17 protein-coding genes are annotated in these 11,953 nt (G+C 67.7%); 7 read left to right on the top strand and 10 right to left on the bottom strand.

Annotated elements, in window-relative coordinates; genetic code table 11:
- Positions 1-125: 125 nt before the first annotated feature.
- Positions 126-875: a class I SAM-dependent methyltransferase gene (locus tag FFS08_RS20145; protein WP_171012731.1), complete on the top strand. Its 750-nt coding sequence runs from the start codon at positions 126-128 to the stop codon at positions 873-875.
- Between the two features lie 336 nt (positions 876-1,211).
- On the opposite strand, the gene FFS08_RS20140 is transcribed toward FFS08_RS20145, so the two are convergent.
- The 6 genes from FFS08_RS20140 to FFS08_RS20115 all read right to left on the bottom strand — a co-directional run bounded on the left by FFS08_RS20140 (position 1,212) and on the right by FFS08_RS20115 (position 3,991).
- Positions 1,212-1,403 carry a hypothetical protein gene (locus FFS08_RS20140; RefSeq protein WP_137864992.1) on the bottom strand — a complete coding sequence of 64 codons (192 nt, stop codon included), beginning with the start codon at positions 1,401-1,403 and terminating at the stop codon, positions 1,212-1,214.
- Positions 1,404-1,518: 115 nt separating this feature from the next.
- Positions 1,519-2,073 carry a F0F1 ATP synthase subunit B family protein gene (locus tag FFS08_RS20135; RefSeq protein ID WP_137864991.1) on the bottom strand — a complete coding sequence of 185 codons (555 nt, stop codon included), beginning with the start codon at positions 2,071-2,073 and terminating at the stop codon, positions 1,519-1,521.
- Positions 2,066-2,560, bottom strand: a complete 495-nt coding sequence (locus FFS08_RS20130) for a F0F1 ATP synthase subunit B family protein (protein WP_137864990.1) — start codon at positions 2,558-2,560, stop codon at positions 2,066-2,068. The genes FFS08_RS20135 and FFS08_RS20130 overlap by 8 nt, the downstream gene beginning before the upstream one ends.
- A 16-nt stretch (positions 2,561-2,576) precedes the next feature.
- The gene (locus FFS08_RS20125) at positions 2,577-2,792 is read right to left on the bottom strand and encodes a F0F1 ATP synthase subunit C (protein ID WP_086130767.1); all 216 of its coding nucleotides are present in this window, start codon (positions 2,790-2,792) and stop codon (positions 2,577-2,579) included.
- 63 nt (positions 2,793-2,855) lie between these two features.
- Positions 2,856-3,629, bottom strand: a complete 774-nt coding sequence (locus tag FFS08_RS20120; RefSeq protein WP_137864989.1) for a F0F1 ATP synthase subunit A — start codon at positions 3,627-3,629, stop codon at positions 2,856-2,858.
- A complete protein-coding gene (locus FFS08_RS20115) occupies positions 3,626-3,991 on the bottom strand; it encodes an AtpZ/AtpI family protein (protein ID WP_249341285.1) in 366 nt (121 codons plus the stop codon). Before FFS08_RS20115 ends, FFS08_RS20120 begins: the two co-directional genes overlap by 4 nt.
- A 113-nt stretch (positions 3,992-4,104) precedes the next feature.
- Between FFS08_RS20115 and radC the strand changes: the two genes are divergently transcribed.
- A complete protein-coding gene (radC, locus tag FFS08_RS20110) occupies positions 4,105-4,785 on the top strand; it encodes a RadC family protein (RefSeq protein ID WP_137864988.1) in 681 nt (226 codons plus the stop codon).
- Positions 4,786-4,970: 185 nt separating this feature from the next.
- Here radC and FFS08_RS20105 read toward each other — a convergent pair whose 3' ends face one another.
- Positions 4,971-5,369 carry an EF-hand domain-containing protein gene (locus tag FFS08_RS20105; RefSeq protein ID WP_212742051.1) on the bottom strand — a complete coding sequence of 133 codons (399 nt, stop codon included), beginning with the start codon at positions 5,367-5,369 and terminating at the stop codon, positions 4,971-4,973.
- 356 nt (positions 5,370-5,725) lie between these two features.
- Between FFS08_RS20105 and FFS08_RS20100 the strand changes: the two genes are divergently transcribed.
- Together FFS08_RS20100 and purB are read left to right on the top strand one after the other, a co-directional pair.
- Complete coding sequence (locus tag FFS08_RS20100; protein WP_137864986.1) at positions 5,726-6,370, top strand: DUF1287 domain-containing protein; 645 nt, start codon at positions 5,726-5,728, stop codon at positions 6,368-6,370.
- 46 nt (positions 6,371-6,416) lie between these two features.
- A complete protein-coding gene (gene purB, locus FFS08_RS20095; protein ID WP_137864985.1) occupies positions 6,417-7,727 on the top strand; it encodes an adenylosuccinate lyase in 1,311 nt (436 codons plus the stop codon).
- On the opposite strand, the gene FFS08_RS20090 is transcribed toward purB, so the two are convergent.
- A complete protein-coding gene (locus FFS08_RS20090; protein WP_137864984.1) occupies positions 7,687-8,241 on the bottom strand; it encodes a hypothetical protein in 555 nt (184 codons plus the stop codon). The genes purB and FFS08_RS20090 overlap by 41 nt on opposite strands.
- A gap of 279 nt (positions 8,242-8,520) precedes the next feature.
- Here FFS08_RS20090 and FFS08_RS20085 point away from each other — a divergent pair, with 279 nt between their 5' ends.
- Entirely contained in the window at positions 8,521-9,327 is an 807-nt protein-coding gene (locus FFS08_RS20085; RefSeq protein WP_137864983.1) for a hypothetical protein, read from the top strand.
- A gap of 8 nt (positions 9,328-9,335) precedes the next feature.
- Here the strand turns inward: FFS08_RS20085 and FFS08_RS20080 are convergent, their stop codons facing one another.
- Positions 9,336-10,124, bottom strand: coding sequence for a helix-turn-helix domain-containing protein (locus FFS08_RS20080; RefSeq protein WP_137864982.1), 789 nt, complete (start codon positions 10,122-10,124; stop codon positions 9,336-9,338).
- Between the two features lie 122 nt (positions 10,125-10,246).
- Between FFS08_RS20080 and FFS08_RS20075 the strand changes: the two genes are divergently transcribed.
- Positions 10,247-10,636 carry a hypothetical protein gene (locus tag FFS08_RS20075; RefSeq protein ID WP_137864981.1) on the top strand — a complete coding sequence of 130 codons (390 nt, stop codon included), beginning with the start codon at positions 10,247-10,249 and terminating at the stop codon, positions 10,634-10,636.
- Between the two features lie 44 nt (positions 10,637-10,680).
- On the opposite strand, the gene FFS08_RS24125 is transcribed toward FFS08_RS20075, so the two are convergent.
- Positions 10,681-11,133, bottom strand: a complete 453-nt coding sequence (locus FFS08_RS24125) for a winged helix-turn-helix transcriptional regulator (protein WP_249341284.1) — start codon at positions 11,131-11,133, stop codon at positions 10,681-10,683.
- A 53-nt stretch (positions 11,134-11,186) separates the two neighbouring features.
- On the opposite strand from FFS08_RS24125, the gene FFS08_RS20065 reads away from it, so the two are divergent.
- Complete coding sequence (locus tag FFS08_RS20065; RefSeq protein ID WP_137864980.1) at positions 11,187-11,762, top strand: NADPH-dependent FMN reductase; 576 nt, start codon at positions 11,187-11,189, stop codon at positions 11,760-11,762.
- Positions 11,763-11,953: the final 191 nt, after the last annotated feature.

Below are 11,953 nucleotides of genomic sequence, written 5' to 3'. Positions count from 1 at the left end.
GAAGCGACGGACCGCCACTCCCCCGTTCGTCATCCCGGCTTTCCCCGCGGTGATGGCGATGGGCGCAACTTGAACGGCCGCACCGATATGCCATGCTCCGCCCACATGCTTAGGAGAGTCGTCCCATGAAGCTCGCCCTGTCCGCCGCGCTGCTCGCGCTGGCCGCGCCACTCGCCGCCCATGCCCAGACCGTTCCCGCCCCGATCACCGCCGCGCTCGGCGATTCCGGCCGCCCCCCGGCCGACAAGGACCGAGACGCCGCCCGCCACCCGGGCGAGATCCTTGCCTTTGCCGGCATCGCGCCGGGCGGGAAGGTCGCCGATTTCATCATGGGCGGTGGCTATTGGACGCGGATCCTCGCCCCGGTCGTCGGGCCCAAGGGCAAGGTCTATGCCTATCAGCCGGCCGAGTTCATCCAGTTCCGCGCCGCCTATGCCGACGACCAGAAGGCCGCAGTGGCGGGCCGCGCCAATGTCGCGGCGATGAGCGACAGCCTGAAGAGCTTCGCCTTCCCCGAGCCGCTCGATGCGATCGTGACGGTGCAGAACTGGCACGACCTGCATCTCAAGGCCGCATCGCCCGGCGCTGCCGCGGCAATCGCGAAGAAGCTCTACGATTCGCTCAAGCCCGGTGGGGTGCTGCTGGTGATCGACCATGTCGCGAACACCGATCCGAGCTTCGCGGTGCCGCAGACGCTCCACCGCATCGATCCCGCCGCCGCGCGCGCCGAGATCGAATCGGCCGGCTTCAAGTTCGACGGCGAACTCCCGCTGCTGCGCAATCCGAACGATCCGCACACCGCCAATGTCTTCACCCCCGAGATCCGGGGCAAGACCGACCAGTTCATCTACAAGTTCCGCAAGCCGGCGGCGTGAATGACGGCGATCGGCATCCGGAGCGGGTGCCGATCGCCCGGTTCCCCTCACTCTGGACTTGTTTGGGGCCTATCCCGCTTGGACAAGGATGGTCCCATAACCGTCATCCCCGCGCAGGCGGGGATCCAGAGTCACGGGCGATACGGCAGAGAAACCCTGGGTCCCCGCCTGCGCGGGGATGACGAAAGAGGGGGGCTTGTCTCAAAGGGACAGGCGCCAACCTGTTTCAGGGTCCAATTTTCCACAGGCGATATCGCTGGAGGAGATGCCGAACCGCGGATCAGATCCGGGACAGCATGAAGGGGCAGGTTACGAGCCAGCCCGGCGCCGGCGGCCCTATCGCCCCGCCTCGTTCTCCAGCGCGTTCGCCCGCGCCTCGATGCGCTCCATCGTCTCGTGCGCCCGCGCGCCGATGTCGTTCGCCTGGCGATGTTCCTCGACGGCGCTGTGCCAGACCATGCCGATCATGAAGACGAGCAGCAGCGCGGTGAGGGCCGTGGCGAGCTGGAGCCAGCGTTGGATGGTCATGCGGATATCCTAGCCGCCAGTGCCCTGTGCCGCCAGCGCGGAAGGACGGACGCGAAAAGGGCGCGCACCCCATGGATGCGCGCCCTTTTCGTTCGAGCCTCGCCGAAGCGGGCGGTCAGTTCAGGCGGCCGAGCCCGGCGATCGTCTGGTCGACCAGCTTCTTGTCGGCTTCGGCGCCGTGCTTCTCCGCGATGATCGCGGCAGCCGCGGCAGCCGCGGCGTCGGCGGCCGTGGCGCGAACCTCGGCGATCGCGGCACGCTCTGCGGCGGCGATCTTGTCCTCGGCCATCTTGGCGCGGCGCCGGGTCAGCTCCTTCGCATCCACCTCGGCCTTCTTCAGCAGCGCCTTGGCCTCGGCTTCGGCATGGGCGACGATCGCGGCGGCGTCCGCCTCGCTCGCCGCGTTGCGCGCCCTGGCCTTGGCCAGCTCGGCCTCCGCTTCGGCACGAAGCGCGGTGGCCTCGTCCAGCTGCTGGCGGATCGAGGCGATCTTGGCGTCGAGCATCTTGCCGATCATCGCCGGCACGCGCTTCCACAGCACGATGCCGAGCACGACGAGCATCGCGATCGCCACGAACATCGGTGCGGTGACGACGCCGAATGCCGCAGGCTCATGATGGAGTTCCACGGTGCCGGTCTCCGCCTTCAGGCCATGGGGTTGTTCAGCCATTGGCCAGCGCTGCCTTCACTTGCTTGGCGACCGACACGCGGTCGGCCTTCACGCCCGAGAGCTTGGCGACGATCTCCTGGACGGCATCCACCGTCTCGGCTTCGATCTCGCCCAGCGCCTGGGTCTTGGTCGCCGCGATGCGCTGCGCAGCCTCGGCGATCTTCGCCTCGGACGCGGCATCGCCCTTCTTCACTTCGGCCTCGGCCTTGGCGGTCGCCTTGTCCTTGGCCTGGCTCAGCGTCGCGAGCGCCGTGGTCCGGGCCGATTCCAGCCCGGACTCATAAGCGGCATCCGACGCATGGGCCGCGTCTCGGGCAGCCTCGGCCGCGGCGAGGTCTCCGGCGATACGGGCGTTGCGGTCCTCGACCGTACGCTCGATCTTCGGAACCATCGCCTTGCCGATCCCGAAATAGATGAGCGCAAACACGATCGCGAGCCAGAAGAGCTGCGACGCGTAGATCTCAGGGATTTGGGATAGCTGCGGCATTGGCTGTCCTTCGACCTTAGCCCTTGACGACGAACAGGATCAGGATCGCGACGACGAACGCGATCAGGCCCAGAAGCTCGGCACCGGCGAAGCCGATGAACAGGCGGCCCTGCTGGCCGTCGGCGGCACCCGGGTTGCGCAGCGCGCCCTCGAGGAACGAACCGAACACGTTGCCCACGCCGAGCGCGGCCAGGCCGATGCCGATCGCCGCGAGGCCGGCACCGATGTACATTGCACCAACGTCAGTCATTTCTAGCTCCCTACGTAATCCAATAAACCAAACGAACAGCGCGACTTAGTGCAGATGCACCGCGTCGTGGAGATAAAGCGAGGTCAGCAGCGCGAAGACATAGGCCTGGATCGCGCAGACCAGCAACTCGAGCGCGCTCACGCCGATGATCATCAGCATCGAGGCGAACCACACGCCATAGCCGATCCCGCCGGCATTCAGGCCCTGCACGGCGAAGCTGCCGAACACTTCGAGCAGGATGTGCCCCGCGGTCATCGCGACGAACAGTCGCAGGCCCAGCGAGAAGGGACGCACCATGAACGAGATGAATTCCACCGGGATGATCACCGGCATCAGCCACAGCGGCGCGCCGTGCGGCACGAACAGGCTGAAGAACTTGAGGCCGTGCTTCCAGAAGCCGACCGCGAGCACGATGGCGAAGGAGAAGAAGGCCAGCACCGCGGTCACGGTGATGTGGCTGGTCACCGCGAAGGTGTGCAGCCCGGGCACCACCGCCAGCGGCAGGATGCCCACCAGGTTGGCGAACAGGATGAAGAAGAACAGCGAGAAAATGTACGGCGCGAACTTCTTGCCGCCCTTGCCGATGCTGGTGCTCACCATCGAATCGATGAAGCCCACCGCGCCTTCGGCCATCAGCTGCCACTTGCCCGGGATCAGCGCGCGCTTCATGCCGCCCAGCATGAACACGAACAGCAGCGCCGCCACGACGAACATGAACAGGGCCGAGTTGGTGAACGAGAGATCATAGCCAAGCAGATCGAACTTGATCAGCTTGCCGACCTCGAACTGCTCCATCGGATTGATTGCGCCGGCGCTCACTCAACGCGCTCCTTCGAGATCTTGTAGATGTTGCGGAAAGCCGCGACGAACGACAGCACCACCAGCCCCAGCAGGAACCACGGGCTGGTGTTCAGCCAGCTGTCGAGAGCGAAGCCCAGAACGCCGCCGCCCAGCGGCATGCCGATCAGGTCCATCAGCACGCGCGAGCCCTGCTTGTAGCCCTTGGCATCGGCAGGCGCCTTGACGCCCTCGCCGGTGCGCGCAGCCTCGGCCGCCTTCGCATCGGCGATGCGGCGGTCCAGGTCGCTAGGTGCACGGTCTTGGGTCAAGGCGGTCAAGGCGATCCAGATATGAAAAAAGCCGCCGACACACGCCGACGACATTTGAGCATCGCCGGCCATGCGACCGCGTTGCTCGGGCGCTTTAGGAACGCTCGCGGACCGAGTCAACTCTATCGCCAATTCGGCGAAATCCTCGCCTTGAATAACGCGGCGTTTGCAGGAACAAATCGGGCATGTCCGAGACGCCAGACAATAGCGGCCACCGCGCGCGCCTGCGCCGTCGCCTGTTCGAGGGCGGGCCGGACGCGTTGCTCGATCACGAGCTGGTCGAATATCTGCTCGCGCTGGCGATTCCGCGGCAGGATACCAAGCCGCTCGCCAAGGCGTTGCTCCACGAATTCGGCGGCATCGCCGGCCTCCTGACTGCCGATGCCGAAGCGCTGGCGCGGGTGAAGGGCATGGGCGAGACCAGCGTCGCCGCCTTGAAGACCGTCCATGCCGCCGCGCTCCGCCTGCTGCGCGCGGAGGTAGCCGAGCGGCCGGTCCTGGCCAATTGGCAGGCATTGCTCGACTATCTGCGCGCCGACATGGCGCATCACCCGATCGAGCGCTTCCGCGTCCTCCATCTCAATTCGAAGAACATGCTGATCCGCGACGAACTGATGGGCGAAGGCACGATCGACGAGGCCGCCGTCTATGTCCGCGAAGTGATCCGCCGCGCGATCGAGCTCGGCTCCGCAGCGCTGATCCTCGTCCACAACCATCCCTCCGGAGACCCTTCGCCCAGCCGCGCCGACATCGAGATCACCCGCCAGATCGCGGCGGCGGGCAAGGGCCTGGGCATCGGGGTGCACGACCACATCATCCTTGGGCGCGAGGGACATGCCTCGCTCAGGGGCCAGGGGCTGATCTAGCGTATCGTTGCGGCTTGGCCCGCCGCGCGACATCGGCTTCGACCTGCTCTCGCACGCGGCGCTGCTGATCCGGCCGGTAAGGATGTCCTGCTCCGCATGACACCCCGACAAGCCAAACGGCCGCCGGAGGCAAGCCCGGCGGCCGTTCGGGAGCAAGCGCCATGCGCAGGCGCGGTGGGAAGGGATCAGCCCGGCTGCTTCGGGGTGAGGAAGACGGTCAGCTCCTGCCTGTTCACCGATGCATTCCTGTCGGTATCGGCGCTGGCGAAGGCCTGGTTGGCCCAGGCCGCCGCCTCGGCGCTGCCCGGCTGGAAGCTGGGTTCGGCCGCCTTGCGCAGCGCGCCCATCCAGGCGGCGAACTCGGTCGCGTCCAGCTTGCCGTCGCCATTCTTGTCATAGCTGCCGAAGTCACGGCCCACGGCCTGGGCGACCTGCTCCTGCGTGGCGGCCGGAGTCGCGGCGGGCCCGGTCGCCGCCGAGGCGGCAGCCGCCGGCTGGCCGGGCACGGGCGACGCTTCCTGCGCCACGCCCTGGGCCGGCTGAGTCGCCGGGGCTGCCTGGGCAGCGGCGGCCTGGTCCTGCACGCCCGGCGCCTTGTCATCTGTCGTCGGCGGAGTGGCCTGTTTCGGCGCCGGAGCCGCCTGTGCCGGCCGCGTATTATCTTGCGCGGGCACCTCCTGCGCGAAGGCAGGAACGGAGAATAACATCGAAGTAGCGAGAAGAATCGGCTTAATCATGAATATATCTCCTGCATTCATCGGAAGTTATATTTACATTTCTCCCGATGTTATTTCGATCAACTCCCCATACCAACCTATGACCCGACGATCATGTTCCCGATTTCGTCGCACTCAGCCTCGAATCAACCCTTTACACGCTCGACTTGCCGCATTTCATTTGCCCTGTGGCGCACGCGTCACGGGCGGTGCAGGATGGCGCGATGTTCGATCGCCGCGCCTTGCTGCTCGGAATGGCCGCCGGCCTCGCCGGTTGCGGGGGCGCCCCGAGGGCGTCGGGAAAGCCGGACGAGCCCAAGCCGCCGCGCCTCGCCGCCAACGACCCGGCCGCCGGGCTGGTCGCCGCCGCGCGTACCCAGGTCGGCGTCACGCGCAGCTATGATTCGGCCTATACCCGGCTCGCCTTTCCCAATGGCGACGTACCGCGGGAAAAGGGCGTGTGCACCGATGTGGTGATCCGCGCCTATCGCGACGCCTTCGGGATCGATCTCCAGGCGCTGGTCCATGCCGACATGAAGCGGGCCTTCGCCGCCTATCCCCGCAAATGGGGGCTGACCCATCCGGACCCGAGCATCGACCATCGCCGCGTGCCCAACCTCGCCCGCTTCCTCGCGCGGATGGGCGCGGCGCTGCCGGTGCCCGCGGGCGGCAAGGGCTGGCTGCCGGGCGACATCTTCACCTCCGCGCCCGCCAACGGCATGGGCGGCACCGCCACCCATATCGGCCTGGTCTCGGACCTGCCCGGTGCCCGAGCGCCGATGATCCTCCACAATATCGGGCGGGGCGCCCGCGAGGAGGATGCGCTGCTCGACTGGCCGATCACCGGGCGCTTCCGCTGGAAAGTCTAGGGCGCGCTTGCTAGGGGGCCGGCACACCCCCGGCGAAAGGCTTGCAATGGTTCCCCGTTATTCGCGCCCCGAAATGACCGCCATCTGGTCGCCCGAGGCGCGCTTCCGCATCTGGTTCGAGATCGAGGCGCACGCCACCGAGGCGCTGGCCGAACTCGGCGTGGTGCCGAAGAGCGCGGCCAAGGCGCTGTGGGACTGGTGGGCGACCAACCCGGCGATCGACGTCGCCGCGATCGACGCGATCGAAGCGGTGACCAAGCACGACGTGATCGCCTTCCTCACCTGGGTGGCTGAACAGGTGGGTGACGAAGCGCGCTTCATGCACCAGGGCATGACCAGCTCGGACGTGCTCGACACCTGTCTCGCCGTGCAGCTGGCCCGCGCTTCGGACATCCTGCTCGCCGATCTCGACCGGCTGCTGGAAGTGCTCGAGCGACGCGCCCATGAGCACAAGCTCACGCCCACGATCGGCCGCAGCCACGGCATCCATGCCGAGCCGGTCACCTTCGGCCTCAAGCTCGCCGAGGCCTATGCCGAGTTCAAGCGGGGCAAGGAGCGCCTGCTCGCCGCCCGCGCCGACATCGCCACCTGCGCGATCTCGGGCGCAGTCGGCACCTTCGCCAATATCGATCCGCGCGTCGAAGCGCATGTCGCCGCGAAGCTCGGCCTGTCGGTCGAGCCGGTCTCGACTCAGGTCATCCCGCGCGACCGCCACGCGATGTTCTTCGCCACGCTCGGCGTCATCGCCTCGTCGATCGAGCGCCTCGCCGTCGAGGTCCGCCACCTCCAGCGCACCGAAGTGCTCGAGGCGGAAGAATATTTCTCGCCGGGCCAGAAGGGCTCGTCGGCGATGCCGCACAAGCGCAACCCGGTGCTGACCGAGAACCTCACCGGCCTGGCCCGCATGGTGCGGAGCGCGACGATCCCGGCGATGGAGAATGTCGCGCTGTGGCACGAGCGCGACATCTCGCACAGCTCGGTCGAGCGCTATATCGGCCCGGACGCGACGATCACGCTCGATTTCGCGCTCGCCCGCCTCACCGGGGTGATGGACAAGCTGCTCGTCTACCCGGCCCGCATGCAGAAGAATTTGGATCGAATGGGCGGCCTCGTGCATTCCCAGCGCGTGCTTCTCGCCCTCACCCAGGCCGGCGTCAGCCGCGAGGACAGCTATCGGCTGGTCCAGCGCAATGCGATGAAGGTGTGGGAATCGGACGGCCAGCTCTCGCTGCTCGAGCTGCTGAAGGCCGATCCGGAAGTGACCGCCGCGCTCTCGCCGGCGGAACTCGAGGACAAGTTCGATCTCGGCTATCACTTCAAGCACGTCGACACGATCTTCCAGCGCGTCTTCGCTTGATCGGACTCAGCGCATGCGGGCGGGCAATCCATCCGCCCGCCCGCATGCCAAGCAGCGCGAGCAGCGGCCCGCTCATCGCTGCCGCCCAGACGAATGCACCAGCCAGCGGAACAGTCTCCGATTCTCGGCCATGCTCGTCCATGGCGGAATGATAGGGCTGGAGCGCCAGCAGCGCGAGCGCGGCGCAGAGCAGTGCGGGAAGCAGGCGCGGGCCCCGCCCGCGCAGCATCCGCGCGATGCCCCAGGCCCAGAAGGGATGCGCGTACCAGCCCCATGCCGCTAGCGGATGGCCCCCGATCGCCCAGCGCGGCCAATGCTCGTATCCCGGCAGATCACGGCCGGCCGCGTCGCTCGCCAGCGGGGCCAGCGGTCCGAAGACCAGGAGGATCACTCCGGGTATCCGCTCCGGACGATCGACGCCGCGCCAGTCGGGGGCCACCGACATCGAAGCCGGCATCGCCAGCGTCACCGCCCAGAGCAGCAGAGTCGCAAAGGCCAGGCGGCGCAGCGTCACGGCGCCCTCCTAGCCGGCCGAAATGTTTGGCGGCGTGGATGTTTGACGGAGATTCCATGTCTTTCCGGTGCAGCGCCGCATGAACCCCAATTCCCAGCGCGCTGCGCATTGCCCCCGCTTCCACTGATGACCGGGGTGCCCGGCTGCGGGATTTCCCCGCGCCCATCATGCCGCCGCGCGTCATCCGGGCGCTTGCATTGCGTCCGCGATCCCGGACCCGCTTTCAATGTAGGATTTCGCCCGATAGGCCTGTCCCCGAATCGAGAAGGGGGCAGGCGGGTGGCGATCGGCGCATCGGTGGGCAAGGGCGGCGTCAACGAGCTGGCCGACGTGCTCGTCGTCCAGCACCTGCTCAACGACTGGCTCGGCGCCACCGGCCAGCAGCTGCTCCCCACCAGCGGCGCGTGCGGCACGCGCACCATTGCCGCGATCACCGGCTATCAGGCGCAGGTGCTGGGCGCTGCCCGACCGGACGGGCTGATCTCGCCCGGCGGCAGGACCTGGCTCGCGCTTGCCGCCGGCCAGGGCGCCCGTCCGCCACTCTCGGGCGCCGACTGGTGGAACGCCAACCAGGCCAGATATCCGAACAGCGCCGCCGTCGCCGATCTGGCCCAGCCCTTCCGCGACAACGTCGCCGCCTTTCTCAAGGCGCTGAAGGACGCGGGCGCCAGCGTCACTATCTCCGCCACGCGCCGCAACGCCCTGCGTGCGCAGCTGATGCATTACAGCTGGCGGGTGGCGAAGGGGCTGGTCGCGCCGAACAAGGTCCCTGCCCTGCCCGGCCTGGATATCCGGTGGGACCATGGCGACCTCGCCAGGTCGAAGGCCGGCGCGCAGGCGATGTGCGACCTGTTCCAGATCGCCTTCGAGCCCTCGCTCACGTCGCGCCATATCGAAGGCCGCGCGATCGACATGACGATCGGCTGGAACGGCACGATCAAGGTGAAGGACCGGCAGGGCAAGGCCCGCGAGGTCGGCGCACCGCGCTCGGGCGACACCAACCCCGACCTCCACAGGATCGGCGCCGGCTATGGCGTGATCAAGCTGGTCTCGGACCCGCCGCACTGGAGCGACGACGGGCGGTAGGGTGCCCCCTAGCCGCCGCTCAGCCCCCGCAAGCGTTCCCCGGTGATCGCATCGGCAGGATAGAAGGCCTCGATCGCCAGCTCGTCGAGCGTCACGTCGAGCGGCGTGCCGAACACGGTGGTGGTGCTGATCAGGCTGAGTTCGCCCAGCGGCGTGGCGAGCCGCAGCGGGATCGCGAACCCGCCCATGTCCTCCGCCTGCCCCGCTCCGTCCGGAAAGGGATAGGCCTCCAGCTCGGCGACCAGCGCCTCGAGCCCGGAATCGCCAGTCGTCATCGCCTGGCGCCGCAGCCGCTCGAGCAGATGCGCCCGCCATTCGGCGAGGTTCAGGATACGCGGCGCCAGCCCTTCGGGATGCAGGCTCAGGCGCAGCACGTTGATCGGCCCTTCCAGCAGATGCGCCGCGCAGCCGGCGAGCAGCGGCTTGATCGCCGCATTGGCCGCGATCAGGTGCCAGTGGCGATCGATCGCCACCGCCGGCCAGGGCTCGTGCCCCTTGAGCACCAGGTCGATCGCGCGTCGCGCCGCCGCCAGCGCGGGATCGTCGAGCGCACGCTCGGCATAGAGCGGCGCGAACCCCGCCGCGAGCAGCATCGCGTTGCGCTCGCGCAGCGGCAGCGCGAGCTGATCGGCCAGCCGCAGCACCATCTCGCGGCTCGGCCGGCTGCGCCCGGTCTCGATGAAGCTCAGGTGCCGGGTCGATATCTCCGCATCCAGGGCCAGGTCCATCTGGCTCAACCGGCGGCGGCGGCGCCATTCCTTGATCTGGTCGCCGAGCGGGCGGGCGGCTGTCTGCACGGATGATCTCCTTCGCCGCTTCTCTGCCTGCATAGGCCGCCGGCTTCCATTACCTCCCGCGTAATCGACCCGGCGCGCCGATGCCGTCAGCCTTGCGTCATCACCAGCAAGGGAGACGACCCATGACCAATCCGATCCATTTCCTCCGCGCCGTGCTGACGATCGACGCGATCACCTGCCTGGGGATGGGCGCGCTGCTCGCCGCCGCCGCCGGGCCGCTCGCCGGGCTGTTCGACCTGCCGGCGGTGCTGCTGTTCGAGGCCGGGCTGCTGCTCTTCCCCTCGGCCGCCTTCATGCTGTGGGCCGCACGCCAGGCCGACCGGCTCGAATGGCCGGTGCGCGCCATCGCGCTGCTCAACCTGGGCTGGACCGCGGCCAGCTTCGCAGTGATTGCGCTGCTCGCGCCCAATCCGCTCGGCGCCGCCTTTATCGTCTTGCAGGCGCTGGCGGTGGCGGGGCTCGCCGCGCTCGAATTCCACGGCCTGTCGCTGTTCCGCCGCGCCTTTGCCTGAGCGGGACGAAGGGAGCCCGGCGCCTCCGCCGGGCTCCCTTCTTGTCAATGGGCGTCCGGATCCTCCGCCACCGCGTCGAACCGGCGCCGCGCCGCATCGATCTCGGGCAGGTTCGCCATCACCCATTGGCCGAGCGCGATCACCGGCTGCTGGAGCGAACGCCCCAGCGGCGTCAGCGTATATTCCACGCGCGGCGGGATCGTCGGGAACACTTCGCGCGTCACCAGCCCGTCGCGCTCCAGCCCGCGCAGAGTAAGCGTCAGCATTCGCTGCGAAATGCCCTCGATCCCACGCTGCAGCGCGCTGAACCGCTGGGTTCCCTCACTCAGCATCATGATCGTCAGGATGCTCCATTTGTCGCCGATCTTGGCGAGGATCTCGCGGACCGGGGTGCAGCTCTCATGCCCGCCGCGTGCATGCCCCTCGCTTACATGCCCCTCGCTTACATGGGTGTGCCTGGGTTCCAGAAATGTGCCTCCTTGTGGCGATGCATCCACCGCATCATTTGATCCCCTGTTACGATTCGTAACCGGAAAGGGTCGCAATTTCCATGCTCAACCTCGCACTCATCATCGGCAGTACGCGCCCGCAGCGTTTCGCGGACGTTCCCGCCCAATGGATCGCCGCCGGCGCCGCCGGACGCGACGACTTCGCGCTCGACATCCTCGACCTGCGCGACCAGGATCTGCCGCTGTTCGAGGAGCCGGTGGCGCCGGCCTGGACCCAGGGCGTCTATTCGCACCCCGCCGCCGAGGCCTGGCGCCACAAGGTCGGCAAATATGACGGCTTCATCGTCACTGCCGCCGAATATAATCACGGCCCCACCGCGGTACTGAAGAACGCGCTCGATTCCGCCACCTTCGAATGGCGGCGCAAGCCGGTGGCGTTCGTCGGCTATGGCGGGGTCGGCGGGGCGCGCGCGATCGAGCAGCTGCGCGGCATCGCGGTCGAGCTGCACATGGCGCCGATCAAGGCCGAAGTGAACATCGGCATGGAGCCGTTCCTCGGCATCCTGCAACAGGGCAAGACGCTCGACGACTATCCCCATCTCGCCGCCGCCCGCGCCACCTTGTTCGACGAGATCGCCTGGTGGGGCAATGCGCTCAAGGCCGCCCGCGCCGCCTGAACCTCGCGCCAAAGGAGAAGGGGCCCGGCGTTTCCACCGGGCCCCTGCCTCCATCTTCAAGTCGCCGGGACTTAACGGTGACGTGCGCCCCTGGAATGTGACCGATTTTGAGTAGAGTCCGACGCAAAGGAGTCGGACGAGAATGAAGCGCAGCAGGTTCAGCGAAGAGCAGATCATCGCGATCTTGAAGG

Origin of the sequence: Sphingomonas sp. 1F27F7B (assembly GCF_005503355.1) — a bacterium.
Classification (GTDB): domain Bacteria; phylum Pseudomonadota; class Alphaproteobacteria; order Sphingomonadales; family Sphingomonadaceae; genus Sphingomonas.
The sequence above is the reverse complement of the archived record's forward strand: the minus strand, read 5'-3'. Positions and strand labels throughout refer to the sequence as shown.